This window comes from Paenibacillus sonchi (genome assembly GCF_016772475.1).
Lineage (GTDB): Bacteria > Bacillota > Bacilli > Paenibacillales > Paenibacillaceae > Paenibacillus_AQ > Paenibacillus_AQ sonchi.
In genome coordinates this window covers 4,484,024-4,509,996 of sequence record NZ_CP068595.1, presented here as the reverse complement: position 1 = coordinate 4,509,996, position 25,973 = coordinate 4,484,024, and the positions used below count along the sequence as shown (strand labels likewise).

The window sequence follows — 25,973 nt, the reverse complement described above, 5'->3', positions numbered from 1 at the left end:
CTCCTTACAGCGTTAAAATTTTTAGCGCTTCCATTTTAGTGACTTTATGCAGTTTATCACCCCTGTTTTAATGCAGCAAAGTGGAGAAATCACCGTTTTCACGGGTATTCCCGATAAAAGCAGGCTTCATCCGCAGGAAAAGGATGGCTTCAGCTTTAAATGCTCCTATTTCCTCTTAAATACTATTGGATTAAGATTATCCAAGATTCAGTCTTTTTTCGCGTCGCCAAGGGCCAGCCTTTTTTTGTATATTCTGCATAGTTATCCTTTTTTGAATAGCGTGAGCAGCAAAAAGCTGCCCCTCCAACAGATGAATCTGTTAAGGAACAGCTTCTACGGACATTTGATTCTCCAAGTTCCTGAACGGCATAGCTTAAGATGCTTTTGGCTGCTTCATAGGCGTATCCCTGTCTCCAGTAATCCGAATGAATAATATACCCCAAGTCGTTTTCCACCCTGCCGTTCAATTCCGACTTCATGATTCCGGCATCCCCGATAAGCCGGCCCGTCTCTTTTAATTCAACTGCCCATCTTCCAAAACCTTGTGTGAGATAAGATTGGATATTCCGTTCAATCCACTCCTCAGTTTGCCTGGATGTGAAAGGAGCCGGCCAGAAGGCCATCGTTAAGGGATCTGACAAAACGGCGGATAAAGCAGCGGTATCCTCATCTGTGTATTTCCTGATGTTCAGCCGTGCGGTCTCAATGACAATCATGTTCCCGCTCATTTAGATACTCTCCTTACTTACTTTGTTATCCAATAAAGCCATACTATACATTACAATAAAGAACCAGCTGATTTCAAGCCGTTTCTTCAGACTTAATCCATATGTTAAGATTGGAAATATCAAACTGCTGGAAGAATTTCTGTCACAGGTAAGCAGTGAATCTGGAACGGGGAAGAGAAGATGCACATCCGAAGGTTAAATGCTAACGAGGTACCGCCATTTGAACTGCTACTGCTAGCCGATCCATCCCGAAAGCTTGTTGAAGAATATCTCCAAAGAGGACAGTGCTTTATCGGCTCTCTGAATGGCCAAATCATTGGAGTCTATGTTCTACTGCCCACAAGACCCGATACAGTTGAATTAGTGAATGTAGCAGTCGATGAAAAGCATCAAGGCAAGGGAATCGGAAAACGGCTTGTAGAGCATGCTGTACAAATAGCCGCTGAATTGGGGTTCAAAACCATTGAAGTGGGTACCGGAAATTCTAGCGTAGGGCAACTTGCCCTTTATCAGAAATGCGGATTTAGAATCATTGGGATAGACAGGGACTTTTTTATTAGACATTACGATGAAGAAATATTTGAAAACGGCATGCAAGTTATAGATATGATACGACTATCCCAAGATTTATAACCGCCTCCCCAAAAAGAAGAAGGCGAACTTCATAAGTTCGCCTTCTTCACTTACCGCAAGGTTATCCTATACTGCCTTCCATTTCGAACTTGATTAATTGGGGTATTCAGACCGTTTCAAATCTAAGTGAGGTGCTTGTCAAATCAATTATCGGTTTCAAACGAATTCATTGCTTATCAATCAGAATCGGCACGAAATCGGCACGAATTTATTTGTTCTCAAACTGTCTTTCTACTATATAATATGTAATAGCTATTTTTTTTCACATCATAGCCATAGCAGTTCTTCATTTTATTAAACCTTTACCGCTGAACGTATGCCACAGAAGTGTAGCAATACCATGCCATACCCTTTTGACATGTGCAATGGTTTGATTTTCCATAAACGCACAAAAGCCCGCCGACCAATTAAGGTTGACGGGCTTTTGCCGATGCTTTCGGACGAAATAAGATTACCATGGATGGGGCAATTTGTAATTCAAAATCCCAAGCGTTTGAGATTTACTTTCCCACTTAATCCCAGCATATTAAAAACACCTATCGCGGAGCTTATTTTCACATTTAAAGTGTTCATTGCCATTCTATCCTTCGGATTTCCGAAGCAGTCTTTCCTCCACATAATCTATTCCTTTAGCAGAAATAAGTATTGTTAACCGTTCCTCAGGTCTCTCTCCGGAAGGGCTAATTATTATTAATTCTTTTCCAATAAGATAGTGATAAGCTTTAAGGTGTTCATGGTCCGGATATAATTCTTTTTTTGTACCCGTCAAAGCTTCTGGACCTGTCGAAAACCAAAGAGCATATAGATTTTGAAGTAATTTGAGTCTTAACCTTCTCCGGTCCTCAATTTTTTCAATTTCTATCAATTTTGTCTTCCTCCTAAAAAAGTAAAATAGTTACCTTGTAAAGAAAGATAACATCTTTTTCACAAGATAACCATTGAACGTCAACGATCCATAGACAGGCGTTTCGCAGTATGGCTCGGTAGTTGATTAAAAGCGAGGATAAAGAGTTTGTTTACCTGGAGCCGCGGATGCGAGCGAGGGTACGAATGAGGAACTGGACCAAATCCGGCATGCTGCGGAGTCCGGTATTTACAGAGTTTTTAGTTTAAAAGATAGCCGTCCAGGATCAATTACTGTGGCGGCTATTTTACATGTTTTATTTTGTTTTGTTATTATTTTCGGACGTGACCTACTTGGGAATACGCCCTTTTTCGGTTCTCCGGTCGCGCATAAGAGTGTTTCAACATATCGTGTAATCAGAGACAAGTACTTAGTAGGAATGCCTGGTGCCCAAAATTTCTGTAATTATGCCGGTCTACAACAACGTTATGTATTTACAGGAAGCAATTAACACAATCTTGTGGCAGACGTTAAACGACCTAGAACTGATAATCATTGATGACGGATCAACAGACGGATCAGCGGGAATCATACATGATATTAAAGATACCAGAGTAAAAAAGATATTTCATTCTGTGAATATGGGGGTTGTCACTTCACTGAATCAAGGACTCGATCTGGCTCAAGGTGAGTACATCGCCCGTATGGACAGCGATGACGTTGCAGCACTAAATCGCTTAGAAGTGCAGGCTTATTTTATGGACACTAATCCCACCATAGATATTTGCGGAACAGGATATACAACGAACTACCTCGGGCCTGTCAAATTAAATCCTATGCATCACGAAGAAATTAAGGTCTGGCTGTTATTTCACAGCTGCATTCTACATCCTTCTGTTATGATGCGCCGAAGCTCGATAGATCGTCTTGGGATTAGTTATGATTATAATTACCCTCATGCAGAGGATTACGAACTGTGGAACAGGCTTTCCTCAAGCGCCAAATTAGCGAATCTCCCTCACAATTTAATGTACTATCGGCCTCATGAAGGACAAGTGTCCAATAAACACCGGGTAATACAAGATGATTCTGCACGAAGAATCCGACAGAGACAACTTTCTCAACTAGGCATCCAATTGTCGGATAATGAATACGATATAATGGTTAAATTAGCTGAGTATAGGGTTAATTCTGAAGATTTTGAGGACTATCGTATAGCAGAGGGTTTTGCGAATTGGCTAATTGATCAGAATCGTCAATACCAGGTATTCGACCAGGAGGCACTCAAAATGGCTTTATCCAGATGTATATCAAGAATGCCCTACTAATATGTAACCAACATCGTCAAATAGTTTCTGTCTTAAGAAGGAAAAACATCCCGTCAGGCACGCGCCCGGCGGGTTATTTTATGTATGCTCTAAACTCAAATCTCTCCCGGATGAACCGACCACCAGCTATCTTAATACTCTCTGGAGAGTATCCCTCAACTATGCCTCCGTAGTCCATTATACGGGTTTCAGGATCATCTTCTGGCCGGAACCATACAGATACCTTTGATTGCGTCAAGGCTGCTGTCAGAAAGTCGGCATCACTCTCCAGGACTTTATATGTAGTACTCAAGCAATCACTCCTTATGAAAATACCCCGCCGAAATTGGCAGGGTACAGTACTTCCGTTACATCTATTTTAGCTTGACTGGAACAATGTGTAAATGCTATTTGGCAGAATATTCGTCTACACTGAATGTTAGGATTTTATCAAATATAACGTAATCCTTCCGGTTGGTAAAAGGGCCTTTGTTATTGTCGTGCTTATCAATGGCATACGATGCCTTCCCTGTACCGGCTTGCTTATTCTCATACCAAGTGATAAAGGAATTCACTTCATCCATGCTCAGGTCAAACTCTTTTTCAAGGCCGGTGTTCATCGTCACGACCAGGATTGCACGGTTACCGGTCGGGTGCTCTGGAGTTGGTGACGGTGTCGGCTCAACCGTTGGTGTTGGTTCAATAGTAGGTTCTGGTGAGATTGTTGGCTCAGGTGTCGTTGAAACTTCAGGAGTGCTTGTGGGTGTGGGATCAGTTGTAATGTTATATACATTTAATTCCGCCACCTGATACGTACTAGTGTTGCTATGATAAAAAGTAACTGTCTTTACATCGGAAATAGGATTAGGCAGATAAAATATCTTATTGTCACCGGCGTTAGGACTTAGTGGAATTCTTGATACCAAATCTCCAGAGCTATTAAAGTATGCGAGAAATACGGGGCCATCATCATAATTGGTTATGTACATTTTGTATGCGTTAATGGTAACTGGACTTGAAAATTCATAATAAATAGTATCCTTAATTATGGGACTTGATGCTACTGTTGGAAAACTGATAGTAGTTGATGGATCGTTATCAGTAACGTTTGTTGTATACGCTAAAGGATTATGAATGCTGGTTCCTAAACTCATTGTAACACCATCTAATAACCCCGTGGGCTGGTCAGCAGCTCTAATTGCACTAGGAACAAGAATGAACATGAGAGTGCACACAGCCAAAAATCCAGCAATTTTCTTCTTCATAGAACTCAACTCCTTTAATTTGTATTCATCAAGCCTACATTAAATAAAGGAGAACAAACAGTCTGTTTCTCGACAGAAATTTACAATACACTTAAGGGTTACGGAGGAAATATGTAGGTTTATCCAAACGTCCAATTCTTTGTCAACGCTAAGGAAATTTTTCCTTCAAATATCAAACGAGGTGTGTAATGATCAGAAAAGCCCGGAGGTACGGTCATGGATAAAAAGCTAAAACAAAGCTTGAAGGTCGCTGCACTGAGACGGGAAATGATTGTTGTATGGCTTTTTAACGGGGATAAAGGGTATCGCGGAGGTATCAGCAGATCCGGAGCGAGTAAAGATCAACACCATTGATAGACCAGTGTGGGTGCCATACACTGATGTGGAGAATATTTCACGAGTAATTAGATTGCGAGTTGAAGGAGAAACAGATAAATGAAACTACCCCACCATTACTGGCAGAGCACGGCGCTTTCGCGTAATCTAAATATATTTAATTAGGAACTTTTGTATGTGACCATAAGGAAAATTTTCCTGAACGCAAAGAAATCCCCCGCCAATACTGGCAGGGAAGAATAGTGAATGACTGTTTTGTGGTGGACATTAACGCACCTGCTTTCGATCAAAAACTAACAGGTCTCTTCAACACGACCAAATGAAGTATCATTAATCAAGCAATATTTCTTACAATCTCCTTCTAATTTTTCTAAGTCCACATTCCATATCTCCCTATCCAACATATGCCTTTTAATTAAATAAAAATTCTCGTCACTTAATAGAGCATATGAACATGTAGTGCTGTACTCTGCGTCTGGCTGGCAGGATTTCAACAAGTTTCCGACTTTACTTATGAGTTCGTTCTCTTCTTCTATCATTTTTGTCCCATTTGTTTTTTCAATCCACTTCACTAGATTATCAAGTATTTCAGCTACTGCATTACCAATTTTAAATCGTGGTAATAGTAACCTATCTCCATCATTTAATTGCAGAAGTCTTATAGTTCGTTTACCGATCTCATCTTTATTTTTCATTCGGTAATTTTGCATATACAAATGTTGTCTTGGATCATTTTCTGTAGGGTTTATAATTGGGATTAACTTTGTATCGTGGTCCCTCTTCAAGCCATTGCACCGTTTACAGATAGACAATAGATTTGACCACTTGAGTACCTCTTCTGGGTATAATGATTTTGGATGAAAATGCTCAACTTCTATATATTTGCTTTCCTCGCCAAGGATACACTCACAAAAAACACATTTATTATGACTCATAAATAACAGAGCATTTTTTATATATTCTTGATTCCAGACATTTTTATTATTTTGAATATATTCAAGAGTCAATTCTCTTACCTTTTCATCTGTTAGCTGCATTGGCCGTAAAGTTCGTTCTATCTTGATCATAATCCGCCTAATGAACCTAACTGCAGTTCATAAACCTTTCTCATAGGACTACGAGGATGCAACATTTTATTAAGCGTTGAATAAAGACTTTTTGCCGTGTTAACATCATTGTCATCAAGCGCTGATTCGAATTGTTCTTTAAGATTAAGATAATCATTAGAACGGGTTTCGTTTAATCCCATAACATCTTCAAGAATTTCTTCGATGGTCCACCCTTTGAACCCGAATTCATTTTTATCCAAATTTATCAAGCGCACTTCACCATTTCCATCTATTCCTAATGGAATTAATTCGTTCGCAGCTGCCTCTTGAATCATATGAGGACTGTGCGTTGTGATAATGAGTTGAGCGTTTTTGAACACTTCCTTTAATACTGAGATAAAAATCCCTTGCCAGTATGGGTGTAAGTGAGCATCCACTTCATCAATTAGAATAACACCTTCAAATTCATCCACTTTTACATTTGGACTTTTGAAATTATATTCTATTTCCTTAATAATACCAAAAACTATAAAGGCACATGATTTGAACCCAGATGAAAGATATTCAAGAAATACTTCTCCTCTTGGTGTATTCAACATAATGTCAATTGTTTCATGTGCAATATGAGAATACTCTACAGTTGGATCTAACTTTGAAAAAAACCTTTTTGCAATATTAAAATTATGTATTTCTGCATCTGTGAATTTCCCCTGACTAATGAGAGCAGCACGATTTATAAACCATGTCTTAATTGATTCTGATTGAACGCCATTCACAATATATTGTGAATATTCGTTATCATCTCTAATTTCATCGGGTTTAATGAAGGATTGTCTATAAGGAATACTTCTCTGCTCTTTTACATAAATAATATTTTTACTTTTATTCATTAAACCATCTTGATTGTAATCCTGCTCATTTGGCAAAAATTTCTCTAAACTATTCATATAATCACAATCATCTACTTTTATCTGCCAACTCCCAGAAGAAGCTCTGGAACTTCTTTTAATCGCAGTCGAGAGATAGTGAGAAAATGTATTAATAATACATTCTAGGATCGTCGTTTTTCCTACCCCGTTCATACCGCAGATTAAATTTAGTTTTGGATTGAATTCTAATTTTAATTCCTTGATGCCACCGATATCTTTTATTAATAAATTCTGAATCTGCATCACCACAGCTCCTTGGATTCGAAAAAATTTGTAAGTATTTACTATCCATTATAGGGTAAATAATAGTTTTCTAAAAGTTCATTTTTATTAATAAGCCAACATGAATCAAGCCAGTTTCTTTTTTCTCTCCCGTCGACAGGCCCAATCACTATAGCTTCTCCTTGGTGATGCACTGCGAATACAACAAAAGCAGCGCCTTTCTTATCATTAACAATCACATTTGGCACTGATCCAGGAACTAAAATATCAGATAAAGTCTGCATTCCATATCACCTCAAGTTCAAATATATTCAATTTAGAAAACGAAAAGACCTTGCCTCCAACCTCAGGTACATCCTTTACAATAATAAAGTTCATATATTGCATCTGCTGCTTTACGAAGATTTTATAGATGTTTTTAGGATGATTTTCAGATGTTTAGGGGATGATTTTAGGTGCCTTAATAAATAAGTAGATTAGTCTTCTGTCTCTACAACTAAAATTAATAACGCCCACCAGCCGAAGTCAGTGGGCTCAAGTCCGTTATATATAACGGGCAAATAAGAGACAAAATTACAACCAACAAATTTATTCTTTATCAGAGTAACCGTTGCCAGCTTCCGGATTACTTACGATCCCCAGCACCACCAGGATGCCCAGAACTGCATTCACTCCGGGGCCAGTTGAAACCCGGAAATTACCCCGCTGTCTACACGCCCAGCAGAACTCCTGTGGTTAATAGCGTGTTTAGATTCATCATCCTTATACCGCTCCAATAGCCGGAAAGATCAGTTGCAATCCGCAAACAATGAGTACTTCCATCAGGGTTAATAAGTTAGAAATCATAGCTGCCTCCTTTATAAATTCACAAAATGAGCTAGAAAAATAAAATAAAACCTCACCGCTAGGATGAGGTTTCAACACTGCTCTTAATTTGTCCGTCTTAAGTTTTGCACATCGTCATACATGCTTCCATAAATCTCTACTTCCTTAATGATTCAGGTAACTAAACAACTAACTTACTTTCATACTCTTTCACCCTGCGATAGAATGTGGGCTTCTTCATTCCGATCCTCCCCATCACTTTCGTAGCAGTAAACTCACCGGATTTCCATGCCCCATACACTTCAATGAATCTGTTATCAATTTCATGTTTGGGACGACCAAACATAACCCCTTCCGTCCGAACTACCTCAACGCCCTCTGCCTGCTTCAAACGATTCTTTTTCCGTTCCTGCTCGGCCACATATGTCAGCAGGCTAAGAAATTGATCCTCCATAACCTTTCCAAAGTCCCCCATCATCTTGAATTTCCTGGAATCAAACAACGTTTCATTATCCAGACACACAATGTCCGCACCAATTTCGCGCGTAATGTATTTCCACTCTGCAATGATACCGTCATAGTCCCGGCCCAGCCGATCCAGAGCATCCACGTAAACCAAATCATTTTCCCGAATCATGAGCCGCATCGCCTGGTAACGCGGACGGTCAAAATTTTTGCCGCTCTGCTTATCGACAAAAACAAATCGCTCTTCAATCCCCAACTCTCGGAATTTCGAGCTGCCGCACTGCATTTTGCTCCTTGGTCGAAACTCTTCCATATGCGATCCTCAATAGGGACCCCCCCTAATTAAAAAAACGTCTCAAATGATTCATTGCATCACTGAGACGTTTCATAACTGATTTTATGACTTTTTGAAACGATATAATAACCTACTGTTCACCTGTCTCAAAAGCATGCTGGTTAGCAATATCCTCAAGGAGATTGAGCACTCCGGCAGCATTCTGAAACGCGCCTATTTGATGGCCGGTCAAGCCATCCAGCGCCGGATTATGCAGGATACCTATCAGCTGCGGAAGGAGCTAAAGCAGCGGAATATCAAGGTGCTAGAGGACGGCCAGGAAGAACTCATCGTTTATCATAAAATATTTTGCCGGGGCTACCAGGAACGCTTTGGCATGATGCGGGATGTTATGCGTACCGAGATTAGCCTCCGGCTGACCAAGTACACGGCCGAGCTGGGCGAATTATTAAAGGATCATCTAAAGTAATGAACGACACAGTGCTACGCATTAATGTTTGCGCTCGCAATCCTCGGAAATGAATACTCCCGGATAAGTCTGATAAGCAACTACCGGGAGTAAAGCTCTATACTTCCTTGATTTAAGATAAGTTCGTGTTTTTTCTTTCTTATCGAGTCTCCTTATTTAAGGTGATGTTTAATCCAGCTCAACAGTGGCTCCTCTTTGGGCTCCCAGCCCAATAAATTCCTCGCATTCACCGCGCGTACTCTGCTGTTAGAACCCAAAGATGACCGTACCCAACCCCCCAGCTCTTCTTTCGCCTCGTCAACCGGCCAACTTATCGTTTTACCTTGATAACCAAGGGCTTCACCGACAGCTACCGCAATGTCCCCGAAGGACTCTTCTCCGTTTTCAGCAAAAAAATAAGAAGCTGATGGAGCTTTCTCAAGAGCCAACAGGTAAAGTTGTGCCAAATCATTAATATGGACGTTGGACCAGCGGTTAACACCTTTCCCGACATAAACGCCTGCTCCCATTTCCCGGGATTTTCGAATAATCTGCGGCACCTGAGCACTTTCTGCAGGTAATCCAAGTGCATCTCCATAAATCATGGTCGGAACGATCACGATACTTCTGATCCAATCATCAATACCGGCCTTCCGGACAAGTTTATTAATCTCCGCGCGATCCTCTCGGATATCCATCGGAACAAAAGGGGTTTCCTCGTCATATATTTTTCCGCTCAAACTATCGCCACCGGCATCATCGCCAATAACGCTTGAGCCGGACGTGTGTACAAAGGGTTTTCCCGTACCACGTAAAGCCTCAATAAACGTCTTCACGGTGTCTAGGTGATCAGCATTTGCATTGTTAATGACAGCATCACTACATTGTGCGTACTTTATTAAGAGGTCCGCATCATCCAAGGTTCCTACTACAGGCTCTATACCAAGTTGTCGAAGTGGGGCCACTTTCCCCTGATTGCGGACCAGACCGTATACGGTGTGTCCTGCATCGACCAAAGTCTTTGCAACTGATCCACCGATATAGCCTGAAGCACCTGTTATAAATACTTTCATCTATACTCCCCCATCCCTATTTTTTTCAGCAAGGATTGAGTTAGGAATTACACCTAACTCGATACATCCCTTCGTTCATGACACGTCCTTATAATATAAGCTGCTTAACCTGTAAAACAAAAGTAATTGAAAAAAGTTCACTATGTGAAACTTATTAACGATAAAGCTGCCAACCCGGTGCCCTTAATTTCTTTTTGCACTAACGATTTTTAACAAACAAAAAAAGCCTTACAGCGAAAGCTGCAGGCCTAAATCGTGTAATCTTGATGCCTTAAAATTCTACTTAAAAATTGTCTTGTTCTTTGTTCCTTTGGATGGCTGAATATATCCTTAGCGGTCCCTTCCTCAACGACTACACCGCCATCCATAAATAAAACCTACTTGTTGTTGTCGTTACGTGAGCTCCTAATGCTTTTTGTCTTTCTCCAATATCATCTGTTTGATTTGTAAGTATTTCGTAAACCGGAGTAATTATATAATCAAAAATCACGCTTTTATAAGTACGTACTTTTTTGTTCTATAGTTTCTAATAAGTGCCTATACATGGGATGGTGTTAAGACCGGAAGCAGGTCAATTGTGTTTCTTTATTAGAAACTTTCTAACTTTTTTTGAATTCCCCCAACGATTTACCTAAGATGAGGCCATGATATCAGCAATTCTCTAACACAAAAATGCTTCTTTAGGAGTGATTCGTGATGAATAATTGAAAAATTGGTTAGAATACTTATCAACCCGGTCTGACATTAGTATCTGAATATAACTTAGGCATCGGTGTACATAATGATTTCCATTACAAATTCATCATTTTGTTATCATCAACTAAACTTGTTTCTAAGGGAGTGCACTGCATGACTGTCATTACAATTTGTGCGATTCTAAAAGCAAAATCTGGTAAAGAAGAGCAGCTACTCGGTGAATTACTCAAACTCATTGAACCGTCGCGTGCAGAAAAAGGCTGCATACAATATAAGCTGCATCAATCAATCGAAGAGAAAGGAACATTTGTCTTTTATGAAATTTGGGCAGATGAATACGCCATAAATGAACATGTAAATACCGAGCATTACATAACATACCGAAAAAATATAGAAACAATTATTGATACAATGAACGTGTATCGATTGCATAATCTGGAATCCTAATATCACCATTAATCACGATGTTAATAAAGAGCAATACGTTCTATTCTTGTTATTATCACTGCATTGTACCGAATAAAGTTTCGATTATAGGAACTTATTCTCTTTATTTGAACTTTAGTGATATCTAACTTAATATTAGCCTACATAAAGGAGGTGAATGTATGAATTCAAAAATCATAATTGCACTTATCTCCCTTGCGTTAAGTGCTTTTGCCATTGGAACAACAGAATTTGTTATTGTCGGTATTCTACAAGAGGTGGCAACCGATCTTGGGATCACGGTAACGCAAGCAGGAACACTGGTATCTGGATATGCAGTAGCCCTTGCCATTGGAACACCGATCGTCGTAGTAATGACCGGAAAGTTGCCTAAAAAAGGATACTTGGCATTCCTCATGATCGTGTTCACTGCAGGGAATGCTCTTGCATCTGTAGCTCCAACCTATTCCATCTTGCTCTTGTCTAGAATAATTACAGCTGTTTCTCATGGTGTATTTTTCGCTGTTGCAGCTACAGTGGCAGCTGATATGGTACCGGCTAACAAAAAAGGCACCGCAATTTCCATTATGTTCACCGGGTTAACCGTGGCCACCATTCTTGGGGTTCCCCTTGGAACCTATATTGGACAAGTATTTGGTTGGCGGATGTCGTTTGCCGTAGTCGCTGTACTAGGTCTAATAGCATTGTTGGTCAGTCTTGTAGCCGTTGAAAAAGTCCCGCGTTCAACGCACTCGCCGAGCTTGAGAGATGTGGGGAGTTTGGTTGCAAACCCTCGGATCATTACTGCTTTGCTCATGACGGTTCTGGGTTTCGGTGGAACTTTCGCCTTATTTACGTATATCTCTCCTATCCTTGAAGAGATCAGCGGGTACGCAGCATCGTCTATTTCATGGCTGCTGTTGGTTTATGGTATTGCCGTGGCAATTGGGAATATCGTCGGGGGAAAATTAGCAAATGGGCATCCCGTAAAGTCACTTCGTTTCGTATTCCTGTTTCAAGGCATTGCCCTACTGCTGCAAATCTGGCTACTTCCTAACAAGACCCTAACCATTTTTTCCCTGATAATAATCGGCTTGTTCGCATTTATGATGTCTCCTGGCGTACAGGCCTATATTCTAATGCTTGCAGAAAAGTTGGTACCTTCTGCAAAGGATGTCGCTTCAGCATTAAATATATCTGCATTTAATATTGGGATAGCCGCTGGTTCAACATTGGGTGGGCTTGCAGTAGACCATATGCATATTATGGACACGGCTTGGATCGGTGCAATTATGGCGGGATTCGCCTTTTTACTGGCAGTAATCAATTACAGAATGGACAAGAAACAGAAACTTTTTATTGAGGAGAGAGGATAAATGGATTTAAATGCATTTGACCTTTTGGAGAAAGAATTGGAATTTACAAGTTTTAGCCATCAAGATGCACTTGCTATTGGGAACCGTATTGTGCAGTATGCCCAAGAAAACAATGTGGCTGTTGCCATTCATATTGAACGTAACCGAGTTCCGGTGTTTACGCATCTGATGGATGGAACCTCGGAAGAAAATTACACATGGTTGTTTCGCAAAAAACGTATCGTCGATCACTATAACCGCAGTTCCGCCTACATCGAGGAGCGCTTTATCCAAAGTGGTGCTTCACATGCAGAACACTCCCTGCTTTCTACTGCAGAATATCAGGCGGTGGGCGGCTCTATACCAATCCGTGTCAAAGGTGTTGGTGTAGTGGGATCTATTACGGTCGGAGGATTGACCGGCGAGTTGGATCATGCATACGCAGTCGAGGGCATTCGCCTGTTTTTGAATGGAAAATAAGCGGTCCAAGTTAAGACTATTATCACTTTAATATACATGAGAGGGTTGGGCGTAAAGCCCTTGCCCTCTTTTTTGCATTCGTACTCAGTCCATAGAGTACCACTTTCTATGGAAAATAACCTTAGAGCATTATTGGGCATACTTGGAAGTATCCAAATTGTTTCGTAATGCTGAGGCTCTTTTAAAAACTGAATTACCCAAACCTGTACATCTTCACTTCATACATTCTACAATGGAACATGTAAAGGTTTTTGTTTATTTGTCAATAATTCAATTTATATAAATCTGAAGTCGGTACAAGTCATGGCCTTACAGTAACCCCGAAGCTACATTAGAAATTTGGAGACAAAATTTATACAAGTTTAGAGGTGAATCAATGGACCAATACGAGGTTTCAACCCTAAAGAAAGGACTACTAATTCTTGACGCGTTGCAGCATGGTGAACCCATGAGAATGACTGAGATCATGCAGCGGTTTAACCTTAACAAGTCTACAACCTTTCGTCTTCTATATACGCTGGAAATGACAGGCTTTATTCAAAAAGAAGGTCATGCATACAAGGCTTCTGATTTAAAGGGGTACCATCCATCATCTGCAAATATTCGACTTAATTGGCTAGTCGTTCCATACTTACATCAATTAGCACAGGAGCTTGGCGAAACCGCATATATCGGGGTTTTGGATGGAATGAAAGTGATGACAGTACAAGTGGTGGAGGGAAATCATGCCGTACGCAGCCATACACAAGTAGGTGATTCCGCTTACGCTCATCTAAGTGCGTTTGGGAAGGTTATTTTGGCGCACCTGAGTGATGCGCAACTAAAAAAAATGCTTACACATCTTACCCAGCACAAAGCAACAAAACAAACTTTTGACGACAACCACTTGTTAAGGGAACATCTAAACGTGATCCGACAACAAGGGTACGCTATTGATGATGAAGAAACAGAAGTAGGGTTGCGCTGCGTTGCTGCACCGATATTTTATAATGACAATGTGATCGCGGCATTGGCTATATCCGGTCCTGCCGCAAGATTAAGCCGAAAAAGAGACCGGGCAGTTAGTAAAAAATTGAGGGAATGTAGCGCTAAGATATCCAGTTTGCTTTAGGATATTTTTTAACTTCAAGATTATTGTGCAGACTGCTCTTACCATACGCATATTAAAAGCTTCCTAATAGAAGGTACTAATTACAAGGAGCCCCCAGAATCTGGAGGCTCCTTATGGTTTCGATAAATAAGAAGGACTCTACCCTGTTTATGGACGAATAACAAAACGCTTCCTTCCCCTTCTACATGTTTGTTTCTGTATTAGAAACATTTTACGGTCATTTTGTTTGTTTTCGATGCGTTGAGTATGATTAACAAGGATGTTCACAATATCCTTTTCGGGAGTGGATCACATGAATATTGAGCAATTGGACTACCTGGAACATTTGGAGTATTTGGAAAAGGAACTTATACTAACAGATTTCACAAACGAAAATGCTCTGGAATTAGGATTGATTATCACTAACCTTGCGAAAGCACAGAAAATCCCAGTTGCTATTCTTATCGAACGAAACAACGTCCCTATTTTCACTTATCTAATGGAAAATACATCTATTGAATGTATCCCCATGCTGTACAGAAAAAAAAGATCGTTGATCAATATAATAAAAGCTCGGCCTACATTTCATGTTTCTCCCCGTTAGAATCTAAACCACTTGGGGGTTCGTTTCCGCTTCGTATAAAAAATGTCGGAGTGGTTGGTTCTGTTACCGTCGCTAGCTATTCTGGCATTACAGACCATGATTTTACCGTAGAAGGGCTACGGCAATTCATACGTTTTTACGAGGACTGATTTTCTTATGTTTTTTGAATATTTCACGATATAAATCTGCCGGGTTATACTGATAGCTAATCGTAAAAGTAATTTAACAGAAAGAGTGGTTTACATCTATTTAGGAGTAACGATCAAGCAACAGTCAATTGCAGCTCGTTCGAGGCTAATCCTTCTACCAGGTGCTTTCATAGTATTTTAACATAATTTCAATATCTATCGGAGGAAGCAAGATATGAATTCACTATTCGGTCTCAGTCATAATGGTACCTTAATGTTCTGGACTCTGCTGACCATCGTTTTCCTGGTCATTATGATATCAAAATATAAATGGAGTCCTTTCGTAGCTCTATTGATCTCCGCGTTGTTCCTTGGTCTATTGACGGGCATGCAGCCTGCAGATGTCATCTCTTCTATAACCGGTGGCCTTGGTGGAACACTTGGAACGATAGCGATCGTTATTGGCCTTGGTACGATGCTCGGAAAAATGATGGCTGAATCCGGAGGTGCCGAGCAAATCGCTACCACCCTTGTGGACCGTTTCGGGGAGAAACGCGTCCATTGGGCTATGATGATTGTCGGGTTTATTGTCGGTATTCCCGTATTCTTCGAGGTTGGCATCATCCTGTTGATTCCAATTGTCTTTACCGTTGCACGCAAAACGAAAATGTCACTACTGCGTATCGGTATACCAATTATGGCCGGTTTGTCAACCGTCCACGGTTTGGTGCCTCCACATCCCGCTCCGATGATTGCCATTGAAGCTTACAACGCCGACCTGGGCAAGACCATTCTTTACTCCTTCCTAGTCGGTATTCCTGCAGCGATACTTGCCGGCCCGGTATTCGGTAAATTCATCGGAAAACGGATACAAACCAAGCCGCCTGAAGGGCTTGCCGAGCAGTTTTCAGTCAAAGTCGAGCGGGGATTGCCTGGCTTTGGCATAACTTTGTTTACGATCTTGCTGCCAGTGATTCTAATGCTTATCGGCTCCGCAGCCGATATTATCGATCCGCAATCCACCAGCTTCGTATCAGTAATCTGCAAATTTATCGGTCATGAAATCATTGCATTGCTCATTGCTTCTGTTTTCTCATTCTTCTCGCTTGGATTCGCTCGCGGCTTCAATAAACATGATCTTTCCCGCTTCACCAGCGAATGTCTCGCTCCGATCGCTACGATCATTCTGATCATTGGCGCCGGCGGTGCATTCAAGCAGGTTTTGATTAATAGCGGTGTCGGCAATGCCATCGCCGAAATTGCAAGTGGTGCAAATATCAACGTTATTCTGTTTGCTTGGCTTGTCTCTGCACTCATTAGGGTCGCAACCGGCTCGGCAACAGTAGCCATGACGACCGCAGCTGGTATTGTTGCTCCCGTACTTGCCATGACGCCTGAAGCCAATGTAGAACTTGTAGTGCTAGCTACAGGTGCAGGGTCCATTGTGCTGTCTCACGTAAACGATGCCGGCTTCTGGATGGTTAAAGAATTCTTTAATATGACGGTAGCCCAGACACTGAAATCCTGGACTGTGCTTGAAACAATCCTGTCCCTGACAGGGCTTGTGTTGGCTCTTGTTCTGAATGTAATTCTTTAATGAAACAATAGGGCTCCCACAAATGCGGATATGAACATCTGACCGGGTGCCCTGCCTGCTAGTTCATAAGTATCAATTGTTATTACTTTTTAGATATTGTATAAAGACAGGAGTAACCGAACATGCAACAGTCAATTTACAGAAATCGTTGGAGGCTAATCCTACTATTAGGTTCATTCTCGGCATTAGGCCCTTTGACTATCGATATGTACTTACCCTCCTTCCCCGCCATTACGGAAGATTTCGGCACTCGAGCTTCGCTCGTACAGCTAAGTTTGACCGCTTGTCTGATCGGTCTTGGATTAGGACAGGTTATTATGGGCCCACTAAGCGACGTTCACGGAAGACGTAGACCAATTATTATATCACTTGTTCTATATTTGATTGCTTCATTCGCCTGTGCGATTTCATCGAATATTTACTGGTTTATTATAGCCCGGTTTATTTAAGGCTTTGCCGCCTCGGCCGGAATCGTAATTTCAAGGGCGATCGTTCGAGATTTGTACAATGGAGTCGCGTTAACCCGATTCTTCTCCCTGCTCATGTTGGTGAATAACCTATTTCCGCTCATCGCACCAGTGGCGGGTAGCGGTGTTCTCACACTTACTACCTGGGTTGGTGTATTTATCGTGTTAGGTGTGTGTGGAGTCTTGCTGACCGTTCTAGCTATTGTTGGCTTAAAAGAGTCACTCCCTCCCGAGGAACGAATAGCTAGCAATTTCAAACAACTCTTGCAAGGTATTCAAACACTGCTTGGAGATCGTCAATTCCTCGCTTACGCATTGTCGCAAGGCATTTTGATTGGTGGCCTATTTGCGTATGTATCTGGGACGCCATTTATTTACCAAAACATTTACGGGGCATCCCCACAGATATTCGCCCTTTTGTTTGGTTTGAACGGTCTTAGCCTCATCATCGGTTCTCAGCTTGTGGGTTGGTTGAATCTAATCTTTTCCGAGAGCCACTTCTTCGTTTTCGGACTCCTTCTGTCGGTTGCGTCCAGCCTTACAGCCCTAGCTGTTATTCTGCTGCAGGGACCCCTTCTAGCATTAGTGTTGCCGCTGTTTTGTTTAGTCGCATCAAACGGCATTACGTCCACAGCATCATTCTCACTTGCCCTAGAATCTCATAACCATGTCGCAGGAAGTGCGTCTGCGCTGCTGGGACTGTTACCGTTCTTGATAGGCGCTGTCACATCTCCGCTTGTAGGAATCGCCGGAGAATACACTGCTCTTCCTATGGGCTTGATTATCCTTGTGTCAAGTTTACTCGCGCTTTTGGCTTATTACGGTTTGCGCAAATCCTAAGGCAAATTGAAGAACAGTTGTCGGAAGACAACTGTTTTTTTGATTGTGTGGCTCCTGTTATGGAGGGATGGTATAAAGGTCTTGGAAAAGACGTCAAATGGTTCTTTGTAAGAGTTTTAGGAGGGTCTATGGTTCACATCTTATCGTGACTATTACATATATTTTTTTTCAATGCTTCACTCACGCTTTTTATCATGGGAAAGTTTCGGAATTTGATATGATAAGCTAGGTAAAGTTCATTGCTTACCCTAAAAGAAGGATAGATTATTTTTACATGTTGATTGTGTAATGATTTTTCAAGCATATAACTTGGAAGTGCACTGATTCCCTCCCCATGTTCTATTGCTGTCAAAATCGAATGAAGATCCGGAAGAACGTGCTTGATTTGCATATGCGGCCTTTTCTTAAAGTGTTCTCTCCAAAATCTACGTATGATCGGGAGATCACTACCATAACTGATCCAGTCTTGGGAGCACAACCAGGCTTCAAACCGTTCGGTATCTTCAATATCGATTTCTTTAAAGTGATAAGGCGCGACCAGCACAAACTCTTCTTGAACATAATGGATATACTCAATACCAGGGGCAGGCATTTTTTTTGACATTATAATCATGTCGAGCTTTTCTTCGATTAATAATTCAAGAATATCGGAGGCAATCCCAAAAGTCGCATTAATCCGAAACGGAAATTTGCCCAAATGGGGGGCTAAATTCTCACGAAAATATTCATGGGCTGTACCAATCTTAACCATAGGGATAGTTAAAGAAGTGTCCATCTTGAATTTTTGTGTAGTTTCTTCCAAGGCTTCGATCAACGGAACCACTTGTGTGTAAAGTTCCTTCCCTTTTTCAGTGGGGACCATCTTTCTTGTGGTTCTGGTAAATAATTTTTCGCCAAGTTCGGCTTCCAATGCCGCAAGATGTTGGCTCATTGCCGGTTGAGTCATTAGCCTTGTTTTGGCTGCTTCCGATACTGATCTATGTTTATAGATGCTGATAAAACTTCGGTACCATTCAAAATCGACCATTTCTTCATCCCCTTTAGCTATGGAAATATGAAGAAGGGTAAGCATAGCTTACCCTTACCGTAAATCAAGCCTTAATACTCTTTTTCTGTTGTTGAGCACCCCATAGCGTAAATACAATTCCGACGACGGTAACGATGGAAGCAACCCAAGGAACAGCAGCTAGTCCTCCCCCAAATTGTACATCTATAACCAAGCCTCCGACATATGCACCAAGCGCATTACCAAGGTTAAAAGCTGCAATATTTAAAGTCGACGCAAGCGTTGGAGCTTCTTTGGCCGTATTCAGCATATGGAGCTGCAATCCCGGTACTGTTCCAAAAGCAGCTATTCCCAATATAAAAATAGTGATCAAAGCAGGCACTTTATACTGATCCGTAATTGCGAATACTGCCAAAACGATGGCTAACAAAACGAGTATCCCAAGGAGAGAAGGCATTAATTTACGGTCAGCCAGTTTGCCCCCAATGATATTTCCAATCGTGATTCCGGCCCCAAACAAGACAAGAATGTAAGAGACGGAATTTGCCGAAAACTTTGTAATATCAATTAATATCGGCGAAATATAAGTGAACGCTGTAAAGACTCCTCCAAAACCAAACACTGTCATCAAAAGAGCAACATGAACAGCCGGTTGATGCAGTACACCGAGCTCCTGCCTTAGGCTGGATGGAGATGTTTCTACTTTTGGCACGAGTATGGATATTCCAATCCAAGCAATCAACCCTATTACTGTGATCGTCCAAAAAGTGGATCTCCATCCAAAGGCTTGCCCAATAAATGTGCCGATAGGGACACCCAATATATTTGCGAGTGTCAGACCGGTAAACATGATGGCAATCGCTCCAGCCCGCTTTTCCTTAGGAACCAGTTCAGCTGCGATTACAGATCCAACACCAAAAAAGGACCCATGAGTTAATGCTGCCAGAATGCGGGCTACCATTAAAACACCATAGTTCGGTGCAAGAGCAGCCAAAGCATTACCTGCTATGAAAAGAATCATTAGAAAGAGCAGCAACTGCTTTCGTTTCATTCGATGAGTCGCGACTGTGATGATGGGAGCACCTATGGCAACGCCCAATGCATACCCCGTAATGAGTAGCCCAGCTAATGGGATGGACACCTGCAAGCTTTCTGCCACTTCAGGAAGCAACCCCATGATAATAAATTCGGTCATCCCAATCGCGAATGCCCCTAATGTTAGCGCAAGTAACGCCAACGTCGGGCTTTTACTTGCAGGTTTGTTTTCTGTATTTACTGCACTCAAAATAAATAACCCCCCATCCATTTATACAAAAAAGAAGCATGGGGCCACTACTTAATATAAACAGCGGCCCACACCCCCTTTAACCTAGTTTTTCAATAACAGCTCTGGTAACAGTCAGAGTAGACTGAGGATTCTGACCTGTAATCAAATTTCCGTCAACTTCAAGATGGGATGTCCAATCTGGCGCCGCCACAAAAATGGCTCCCAATTCACGAAGCTTACTCTCAAGGAGGAAAGGAAGAACATTATCCAAGCCAGTTTGTGCCTCTTCCATATTTGTGAATGCATTCACTCGCTTCCCTGCTACAAGGGGGTGTCCATTCGATAATTTGACTCCTGTTAACCCTGCAGGACCATGGCACACTGCAGCAACAATTTTCCCCGCTTCATAAAAGTTACGGACCAATTGATGAAGGAGTTGATCATCCGGAAGGTCATACATTGTTCCATGACCGCCGGGCAGGAAAATCGCATCAAATTCATGGATAGATACATCACCGATTCGAACTGTATTTTCAAGGTGTACTGCGGATTCTAAATTTTCGCTTGGAGTATCATCATTCACGCTGTTTGGATCGATTGGACTTCGTCCTCCGAGCGGGCTTGCCACGGTAACCTGGTAGCCTTTCTTAATAAACTCGACATAGGCTTCAGCGAATTCGGATAACCAAATGCCCGTTTTTCTTCCTTCTTGTATATCTGAATGATTAGTTACTACAATCAAAATGTTCTTGTTCACTTTACTTCCTCCCTTTAGTTTGTTGGTTGGTTACAGACATTATTCTAAGATCCACCTACCAATAAGACAAATTAGATTATAACGATGTATCCATAAATAAATTTATAATAATCCTGTTGAAGAACATGACAAAGACTCTTCCGACTACTCGCCGGAAGAGTCACTTAATGGCTAACGGATGGTACAATAGATTCTTAATTAATTTACTCAGAAAACGCTGGAAAGACTAAATCAGGAAGATCTCACGGTGAATCAGGACCGTAACTTCAAATTCCCAAATGGAGTAACCGTATTGGGTCGCTCGGGTTGTGCCATACGTTACACTAAGGAACTTAAATTTGTCATCGATCGTTAACCATGTTTAACTCTTTTTATATCTGTGATTTTATCTTTTAAATATATACGGTTCATTTCCCACTTGCTGCGGTTAAGGTTAGTAGTCTCATCCATATAATTAAGCTTCCACCGTAGGAGCCGCCATAGAATGGGCCTCCTGAATGCCCAAAATGGCCATGATGGCCGTAAACCAGCTTTCTACATCTCTACTAGTATCAATCTCACAAAGCTGTTTGTAAGTCATTTTCATAGCGACTTCATGATTTAGCCTCTTTTTAGCCTGGGACACTTTTTTCTTGATCTTTATATCTTCAAGTAACTCCCAAGGATTATCCGAATTCGCTGCATGCTGCATTTGAGCCACCAAAGTGGGGACATCGTCCATTTCAGAGAAAGTCAATTCAAAACCGTATTCGGCGGCAATTGCTGCAGGATGTATGTAATTCTCCATTTCTCGTTTACTCGTGTAAAAAGCAATAGAACCATTCCCCCTGCTGTTAACCAAATTCACTTCCTTTATGTATTTTGGCTGAGCACCTTCATCCCGATCGTAAATATGGACTTCAGGGATTCCTAACGTTTTAAGATAGTTTGAAGACACCCAGTCTTTTAATGTGCTTCCGCCGAGGTGAAGCATGATGATTCGAGGGTCGTTTTCTAAATCTGGAATAATGGGATTTAAATTACGTAGCATATGGCTAACATGCTTCAAAAACCGAATATCATGCGGCCCTTCTACGCAAACAAATACTTTAACCCGTTGGTCTGGAATGACGCCTAACTGATCGGCAATCCTTTGATATACCGAATCTTCATTATGAGTGATTCGTCTATTGCCGAAAGCATCCTTCTCAATGTATCTTAGATTCTTAACATCAATGAGTCCTGCCAGTCCTGGAACATGGGTGGTAATCATCACTTGACAGTTTTCAGTTTGAGAAAGCTCTAAAAGGGCCTCAATTAGCATTTTTTGATTATTTGGATGTTGGGCTGTTTCGGGTTCTTCAATGGCATAAATAACACCTGGAGCGCCTGAAGCAGCTTGTTTACGTTCGACTTCAGCTCGAAAGAAGTTCAGAAGGACAAGCCGGCGTACACCGCTCCCACGTTTGTTAATTGGGATTTGATCATCACCGGTTAAAGAGAGCTTAAAAAGGCCTTCCCACTTCGGTTCGGACTTAAATTGAGGAGCTAATTCCGTTGCGAGAGCGGGATCCATTTGTCTAAGCTTTTCCAATGTTCTGGTTGCCACGTCCATAACCTGTCGATGAACTGTTTCTTTAATTTGTTCAAGATCATGTTCAACCGTTTTAATAGCTTGTTCAATGGAAAATTTCATCGGATCCTGGACTTCGGAGTCTTCGTCTTTACTTGGACGGTCGGCCTGAAATAAAGCAAACTGCGGGAGAAATTTCTCTAAGCTCCCCCATATGGACTTAGCGTTTTCCTCATTAAGGGAAATGAGCTGCTCTTTTAGCTGGAGATCGGAAATTTGAAGGCGAATAGCATGACGCAGGTCAGGGTTGGAACGTTGATCAATTGTGCTTAGATCGATGCTAAGTTCCTTAGCACGCTTCTTTAATTCGGGGTTCTTTACCTTAATCAGATCAATTGCATTCTGGGCTTGTGGGTGGTAACAAAGAGTGTATATCGTTTCTTTTGGAGATTTAAGGCTGCAATCGTAAATTTTATGTATTTCGAGCTCACCTTGAGAGTTGAGTAAATATTCGTCCGCTAAGGTAGTTGAGGATTGAGAATCCAAAATAACTTCTTGAGGAAAGTCAGAGAACACACACCCAATGACCACTTCTTTATCCGTATTATGTACGCAGGCATCCGTTGACTCCAGTTTGATTAGTTTATTGTTAAAAAAGATTTCCATCGCTTCGAGAATTGTGGACTTTCCAATGTCGTTTTTTCCGATGAGAGCCGTAAAATCATCAATCGGAATCTGAATTTCATCTTTGTAGGATCGAAAATTTTTGATAATGAGTCTTTTTAACTTCACTACTTTCCCCTCCACGAATTTTCTGCAAGATGGAAGTACAGCCTGCCTCAGGATAAAGTGAAGGCTATATTTACCATCTGATAGGTTTATTCTACTATATATAGTAGATTCGTAGGAGCTCATTAAAAACTTATAAATACCATCATAGTCGACATTCCTGACTGTCCTTCTGAAATCGAGTTTGTACCTAAATATTCTGCACGCCAATGGGATGGAGTATTACCTTCCCATATTCGAAAGGCACGATAGAAAGAGTTTTGATCTTCATATCCAAGTAAGAATGCTACTTCTTTAATATCGATCGAAGGCTCTGCTAAGTACTCTCGTGCCAGTTCACGTCAAGCTTCTGTCAACTGTTGCTTAAAGCTCGTACCTTCGTCGGTGAGTCGGCGCTGTAAAGTTCGGTCACTCATCCCCAACTCGCCCGAGACAGCCTGAATATCAGGTCGCCCCCGTGTGAGGGTACGCTCATTATCCACTTAACCATCTCAGTGGTTGAGCGCCTGCGTTGCTGTTCATCCAGTGATCGGTCCAGTACAGGAGTTAGAATCTCCAGTAACTCTTCGTTGTAAGAAACAAAAGAACGATCTAGATCTCTTCGATGTAGCGTCAGACGGTTACAGTTTGCTCCAACCCGAATACGGCAACCAAAGTGATTTTCAAGAGCCTGTAGGTCACCCATGGGGTGCGAAAATTCAACTCGGTGTGCTGTCAAAGGTTGACCTGTGCCCCGCCGACCTAATTCCAGCAGAGATGCCAGCGTGATTCCAATTAGCATCGGTGGACTGGCCTTCTCGTTATACTTCCATTTCAGCTTGATCTTACAAAACTCATCCTCCTCAGTGATACTTATGCTTTCAGGTGGACACAGCTGTTTATACCGTACCATGCGGCTCAGAGCATCTCGGTAGTCCCGAGCATGGTACGGAGCTAACACGGTCGGTGGGTAGTTCGCTGTTTCGAAGACTGTCGCAAGCTTGATGATTCCAATGGCAGGGTCCCCAATGAGATCCGAATAAGCCCGCCAAATCGCGAAGTATTGAGCGGTTGTGACTACAACTGGTTCAGTAATAAAGGTGAGCGGTAATCGTGCTTTGCGAACCACATCGTAGGTAGCAATTCCAAATTGACGTAATCCTGTCCAAAAGCCTGAAGGGATTTTAATACGATCATCATTGATATGGGATGTCTTATATAGATACCTCCTTTAGCTACTTAATTTTACTAAGCTTGTGAACGAAGTCCACAACTCATTTAAGTTGATAACAAGACCTCCACATAGAAGCCTCGATAGCCGAATCATGTCTCCACCCCTAGTCAGATTGCAGTACAATAACATTGCGCAATCTGTTAAACCGTATGAATGGAAAGAATGCCAAGTCGGGACTGGGTGTGGCGAGGTCACCTGTTTATTGTCAGATCGATCTCCATTATACATAACCCATTGGAACGAATACTCTCCTGTGACACACCCGCAGCGGATAACTACAGAACGCGATACAGAGGTCTTTACGGACGTTATTTCTGGAATTCTTGGTCTTTGGTATGCCTTACGGACTCCAGAGCCGTTATTCGTACCGAAAACATACAAACTAAGGATTCTCCGTGTAAATAAGTACAGCTGAGTCCGTAACTTTGCCAAAACACTGAATATTCTGCAAATAAGGTCTCCTGTGTCCGTAAGCAAGTCATAGGTGGTATAATGCAGAGCCGTTTCAATATGAACGAAAAACAACAATGCAATCTGCACTCTTCAAGGTGTTAGTTTCCTATTTCGTACCTATTCTGCCCGTTAGATTAGGAATGTAGCTTTAAACTTGAGTACAGAATTTATTTTATCGGTAATCGGACTATGTTCTTGTCCTTCATTCCGCCAATCGGTACAAGTTTTTGTCTTGGCTCGGGACACGAACTTGTACCAATAAAATAAAAAAGCCGCTAAATTAGCGACTCTCAATTGGAATATATTCTTGTCTCCCGACAAGAATCCTCTTTAATTATTCCACTAGAAGAATTAGTTTACCTATTCAGTTGTTGTTTCCAACTAGTGATAGGTGTTTAGATTGATTAGCATGTTTTGCTTAAGATGATTATACTGATTTCCATTAGTATCTTCATATGCTTCTCCTCTATCCGAAGAAAGATCCATATATATAATATCATCCGTAAATTGAGAAGCTGTAAAATCATAACGGTTTCCATTTATTATATTATAAAAATGCCACCCATCAGGCAATTTAGTCTTACAAATTTCCCCGCCTAATAAATCATTCACTACTAGTGTTGTTACACCACATTGTCCCTTTGCAGGATTGTTCTCACTCCATTTTGAACTTGATTCTAAAGACCAAGATTTAGATAAAGCATCCATTATTTCGTTCACTTTAAATTTCATATTCCTCATATAACCATACACCTTTCAATTTTATTATTTAATTAAATCTACCCAGCTGAATTGCAAATCAAATTAATTCTTGGGAAATTAATTTCTAAACGT

The 25,973-nt window shown here is 41.3% G+C and carries 24 protein-coding genes and 5 pseudogenes; 13 read left to right on the top strand and 16 right to left on the bottom strand.

The window, feature by feature from the left end; genetic code table 11:
• Window positions 1–182 precede the first annotated feature (182 nt).
• Window positions 183–716: a GNAT family N-acetyltransferase gene (locus JI735_RS19900; RefSeq protein ID WP_157771282.1), complete on the bottom strand. Its 534-nt coding sequence runs from the start codon at window positions 714–716 to the stop codon at window positions 183–185.
• Window positions 717–908: 192 nt separating this feature from the next.
• On the opposite strand from JI735_RS19900, the gene JI735_RS19895 reads away from it, so the two are divergent.
• A complete protein-coding gene (locus tag JI735_RS19895; protein WP_039833802.1) occupies window positions 909–1,361 on the top strand; it encodes a GNAT family N-acetyltransferase in 453 nt (150 codons plus the stop codon).
• A 580-nt stretch (window positions 1,362–1,941) separates the two neighbouring features.
• Here the strand turns inward: JI735_RS19895 and JI735_RS19890 are convergent.
• Window positions 1,942–2,226: a hypothetical protein gene (locus tag JI735_RS19890; RefSeq protein WP_039833803.1), complete on the bottom strand. Its 285-nt coding sequence runs from the start codon at window positions 2,224–2,226 to the stop codon at window positions 1,942–1,944.
• 134 nt (window positions 2,227–2,360) lie between these two features.
• Here JI735_RS19890 and JI735_RS38150 point away from each other — a divergent pair.
• A pseudogene (locus JI735_RS38150) lies at window positions 2,361–2,474 on the top strand (ATP-dependent DNA ligase); the annotation flags it as partial.
• Window positions 2,475–2,672: 198 nt separating this feature from the next.
• Window positions 2,673–3,533 (top strand): glycosyltransferase family 2 protein, encoded by an 861-nt coding sequence (locus JI735_RS19885; RefSeq protein ID WP_233475977.1) that lies wholly within the window; start codon window positions 2,673–2,675, stop codon window positions 3,531–3,533.
• Between the two features lie 73 nt (window positions 3,534–3,606).
• On the opposite strand, the gene JI735_RS19880 is transcribed toward JI735_RS19885, so the two are convergent.
• Window positions 3,607–3,825, bottom strand: a complete 219-nt coding sequence (locus JI735_RS19880; RefSeq protein WP_039833805.1) for a hypothetical protein — start codon at window positions 3,823–3,825, stop codon at window positions 3,607–3,609.
• A gap of 94 nt (window positions 3,826–3,919) precedes the next feature.
• Complete coding sequence (locus tag JI735_RS36075) at window positions 3,920–4,777, bottom strand: procyclic acidic repetitive family protein (RefSeq protein WP_233475976.1); 858 nt, start codon at window positions 4,775–4,777, stop codon at window positions 3,920–3,922.
• Window positions 4,778–4,993: 216 nt separating this feature from the next.
• On the opposite strand from JI735_RS36075, the gene JI735_RS19870 reads away from it, so the two are divergent.
• Window positions 4,994–5,131: a hypothetical protein gene (locus tag JI735_RS19870; protein WP_157771283.1), complete on the top strand. Its 138-nt coding sequence runs from the start codon at window positions 4,994–4,996 to the stop codon at window positions 5,129–5,131.
• A gap of 275 nt (window positions 5,132–5,406) precedes the next feature.
• Here the strand turns inward: JI735_RS19870 and JI735_RS19865 are convergent, their stop codons facing one another.
• From JI735_RS19865 to JI735_RS19850, 4 genes and pseudogenes are all read right to left on the bottom strand, one after another.
• Complete coding sequence (locus tag JI735_RS19865; protein WP_039833807.1) at window positions 5,407–6,180, bottom strand: HNH endonuclease family protein; 774 nt, start codon at window positions 6,178–6,180, stop codon at window positions 5,407–5,409.
• Window positions 6,177–7,334 (bottom strand): AAA family ATPase, encoded by a 1,158-nt coding sequence (locus JI735_RS19860; protein ID WP_039833808.1) that lies wholly within the window; start codon window positions 7,332–7,334, stop codon window positions 6,177–6,179. Before JI735_RS19860 ends, JI735_RS19865 begins: the two co-directional genes overlap by 4 nt.
• A 41-nt stretch (window positions 7,335–7,375) precedes the next feature.
• A complete protein-coding gene (locus tag JI735_RS19855; RefSeq protein ID WP_157771284.1) occupies window positions 7,376–7,597 on the bottom strand; it encodes a hypothetical protein in 222 nt (73 codons plus the stop codon).
• A gap of 722 nt (window positions 7,598–8,319) precedes the next feature.
• Window positions 8,320–8,929, bottom strand: a pseudogene (locus JI735_RS19850) (recombinase family protein).
• A 123-nt stretch (window positions 8,930–9,052) separates the two neighbouring features.
• Here JI735_RS19850 and JI735_RS19845 point away from each other — a divergent pair.
• Window positions 9,053–9,367: a YhjD family protein gene (locus JI735_RS19845; protein WP_051051594.1), complete on the top strand. Its 315-nt coding sequence runs from the start codon at window positions 9,053–9,055 to the stop codon at window positions 9,365–9,367.
• 152 nt (window positions 9,368–9,519) lie between these two features.
• Here the strand turns inward: JI735_RS19845 and JI735_RS19840 are convergent, their stop codons facing one another.
• Both JI735_RS19840 and JI735_RS37935 read right to left on the bottom strand, forming a co-directional pair.
• Window positions 9,520–10,419 carry an NAD-dependent epimerase/dehydratase family protein gene (locus tag JI735_RS19840; RefSeq protein WP_039833809.1) on the bottom strand — a complete coding sequence of 300 codons (900 nt, stop codon included), beginning with the start codon at window positions 10,417–10,419 and terminating at the stop codon, window positions 9,520–9,522.
• A gap of 248 nt (window positions 10,420–10,667) precedes the next feature.
• Window positions 10,668–10,796: pseudogene (locus JI735_RS37935) on the bottom strand (amino acid ABC transporter ATP-binding protein); the annotation flags it as partial.
• Window positions 10,797–11,268: 472 nt separating this feature from the next.
• Between JI735_RS37935 and JI735_RS19835 the strand changes: the two are divergent.
• The 8 genes and pseudogenes from JI735_RS19835 to JI735_RS19800 all read left to right on the top strand — a co-directional run bounded on the left by JI735_RS19835 (window position 11,269) and on the right by JI735_RS19800 (window position 18,102).
• Window positions 11,269–11,562 carry a putative quinol monooxygenase gene (locus tag JI735_RS19835; protein WP_039833810.1) on the top strand — a complete coding sequence of 98 codons (294 nt, stop codon included), beginning with the start codon at window positions 11,269–11,271 and terminating at the stop codon, window positions 11,560–11,562.
• A 161-nt stretch (window positions 11,563–11,723) separates the two neighbouring features.
• Window positions 11,724–12,917 carry an MFS transporter gene (locus JI735_RS19830; RefSeq protein ID WP_051051595.1) on the top strand — a complete coding sequence of 398 codons (1,194 nt, stop codon included), beginning with the start codon at window positions 11,724–11,726 and terminating at the stop codon, window positions 12,915–12,917.
• A complete protein-coding gene (locus JI735_RS19825; RefSeq protein WP_039833812.1) occupies window positions 12,918–13,376 on the top strand; it encodes a heme-binding protein in 459 nt (152 codons plus the stop codon).
• Between the two features lie 376 nt (window positions 13,377–13,752).
• Window positions 13,753–14,487 carry an IclR family transcriptional regulator gene (locus JI735_RS19820; protein WP_039833813.1) on the top strand — a complete coding sequence of 245 codons (735 nt, stop codon included), beginning with the start codon at window positions 13,753–13,755 and terminating at the stop codon, window positions 14,485–14,487.
• A gap of 292 nt (window positions 14,488–14,779) precedes the next feature.
• A complete protein-coding gene (locus JI735_RS19815; RefSeq protein ID WP_202676347.1) occupies window positions 14,780–15,070 on the top strand; it encodes a heme-degrading domain-containing protein in 291 nt (96 codons plus the stop codon).
• Complete coding sequence (locus JI735_RS37930; protein ID WP_202676346.1) at window positions 14,986–15,219, top strand: heme-binding protein; 234 nt, start codon at window positions 14,986–14,988, stop codon at window positions 15,217–15,219. The genes JI735_RS19815 and JI735_RS37930 overlap by 85 nt, the downstream gene beginning before the upstream one ends.
• 214 nt (window positions 15,220–15,433) lie before the next feature.
• Window positions 15,434–16,795: a GntP family permease gene (locus JI735_RS19805; RefSeq protein WP_202676345.1), complete on the top strand. Its 1,362-nt coding sequence runs from the start codon at window positions 15,434–15,436 to the stop codon at window positions 16,793–16,795.
• Between the two features lie 122 nt (window positions 16,796–16,917).
• Window positions 16,918–18,102, top strand: a pseudogene (locus JI735_RS19800) (multidrug effflux MFS transporter).
• A gap of 133 nt (window positions 18,103–18,235) precedes the next feature.
• Here JI735_RS19800 and JI735_RS19795 read toward each other — a convergent pair.
• The 6 genes and pseudogenes from JI735_RS19795 to JI735_RS19770 form a co-directional block, all read right to left on the bottom strand.
• On the bottom strand, window positions 18,236–19,129 hold the full coding sequence (locus JI735_RS19795; protein ID WP_039833818.1) for a LysR family transcriptional regulator: 894 nt from the start codon (window positions 19,127–19,129) through the stop codon (window positions 18,236–18,238).
• A 64-nt stretch (window positions 19,130–19,193) separates the two neighbouring features.
• Complete coding sequence (locus JI735_RS19790) at window positions 19,194–20,414, bottom strand: MFS transporter (RefSeq protein WP_083886489.1); 1,221 nt, start codon at window positions 20,412–20,414, stop codon at window positions 19,194–19,196.
• Between the two features lie 58 nt (window positions 20,415–20,472).
• Entirely contained in the window at window positions 20,473–21,132 is a 660-nt protein-coding gene (locus JI735_RS19785) for a type 1 glutamine amidotransferase domain-containing protein (RefSeq protein ID WP_039833819.1), read from the bottom strand.
• A 454-nt stretch (window positions 21,133–21,586) separates the two neighbouring features.
• On the bottom strand, window positions 21,587–23,476 hold the full coding sequence (locus JI735_RS19780; protein ID WP_051051597.1) for an ATP-binding protein: 1,890 nt from the start codon (window positions 23,474–23,476) through the stop codon (window positions 21,587–21,589).
• 122 nt (window positions 23,477–23,598) lie between these two features.
• A pseudogene (locus tag JI735_RS19775) lies at window positions 23,599–24,656 on the bottom strand (AraC family transcriptional regulator).
• An 864-nt stretch (window positions 24,657–25,520) separates the two neighbouring features.
• A complete protein-coding gene (locus JI735_RS19770; RefSeq protein ID WP_039833820.1) occupies window positions 25,521–25,880 on the bottom strand; it encodes a YunG family protein in 360 nt (119 codons plus the stop codon).
• Window positions 25,881–25,973: the final 93 nt, after the last annotated feature.

Bases quoted from the DNA above. Each gene is read 5' to 3' on its own strand.
- JI735_RS19795 (WP_039833818.1), bottom strand. From the start codon at position 19,129: ATGGTCGATTTTGAATGGTACCGAAGTTTTATCAGCATCTATAAACAT.
- JI735_RS19885 (WP_233475977.1), top strand. From the start codon at position 2,673: ATGCCGGTCTACAACAACGTTATGTATTTACAGGAAGCAATTAACACA.
- JI735_RS19865 (WP_039833807.1), bottom strand. From the start codon at position 6,180: ATGATCAAGATAGAACGAACTTTACGGCCAATGCAGCTAACAGATGAA.
- JI735_RS19855 (WP_157771284.1), bottom strand. From the start codon at position 7,597: ATGCAGACTTTATCTGATATTTTAGTTCCTGGATCAGTGCCAAATGTG.
- JI735_RS19835 (WP_039833810.1), top strand. From the start codon at position 11,269: ATGACTGTCATTACAATTTGTGCGATTCTAAAAGCAAAATCTGGTAAA.
- JI735_RS19820 (WP_039833813.1), top strand. From the start codon at position 13,753: ATGGACCAATACGAGGTTTCAACCCTAAAGAAAGGACTACTAATTCTT.
- JI735_RS19815 (WP_202676347.1), top strand. From the start codon at position 14,780: ATGAATATTGAGCAATTGGACTACCTGGAACATTTGGAGTATTTGGAA.
- JI735_RS19790 (WP_083886489.1), bottom strand. From the start codon at position 20,414: ATGGATGGGGGGTTATTTATTTTGAGTGCAGTAAATACAGAAAACAAA.
- JI735_RS19900 (WP_157771282.1), bottom strand. From the start codon at position 716: ATGATTGTCATTGAGACCGCACGGCTGAACATCAGGAAATACACAGAT.
- JI735_RS19870 (WP_157771283.1), top strand. From the start codon at position 4,994: ATGGATAAAAAGCTAAAACAAAGCTTGAAGGTCGCTGCACTGAGACGG.
- JI735_RS37930 (WP_202676346.1), top strand. From the start codon at position 14,986: ATGTATCCCCATGCTGTACAGAAAAAAAAGATCGTTGATCAATATAAT.
- JI735_RS19825 (WP_039833812.1), top strand. From the start codon at position 12,918: ATGGATTTAAATGCATTTGACCTTTTGGAGAAAGAATTGGAATTTACA.
- JI735_RS19830 (WP_051051595.1), top strand. From the start codon at position 11,724: ATGAATTCAAAAATCATAATTGCACTTATCTCCCTTGCGTTAAGTGCT.
- JI735_RS19840 (WP_039833809.1), bottom strand. From the start codon at position 10,419: ATGAAAGTATTTATAACAGGTGCTTCAGGCTATATCGGTGGATCAGTT.
- JI735_RS36075 (WP_233475976.1), bottom strand. From the start codon at position 4,777: ATGAAGAAGAAAATTGCTGGATTTTTGGCTGTGTGCACTCTCATGTTC.
- JI735_RS19860 (WP_039833808.1), bottom strand. From the start codon at position 7,334: ATGCAGATTCAGAATTTATTAATAAAAGATATCGGTGGCATCAAGGAA.
- JI735_RS19845 (WP_051051594.1), top strand. From the start codon at position 9,053: ATGCTGGTTAGCAATATCCTCAAGGAGATTGAGCACTCCGGCAGCATT.
- JI735_RS19770 (WP_039833820.1), bottom strand. From the start codon at position 25,880: ATGAGGAATATGAAATTTAAAGTGAACGAAATAATGGATGCTTTATCT.
- JI735_RS19805 (WP_202676345.1), top strand. From the start codon at position 15,434: ATGAATTCACTATTCGGTCTCAGTCATAATGGTACCTTAATGTTCTGG.
- JI735_RS19895 (WP_039833802.1), top strand. From the start codon at position 909: ATGCACATCCGAAGGTTAAATGCTAACGAGGTACCGCCATTTGAACTG.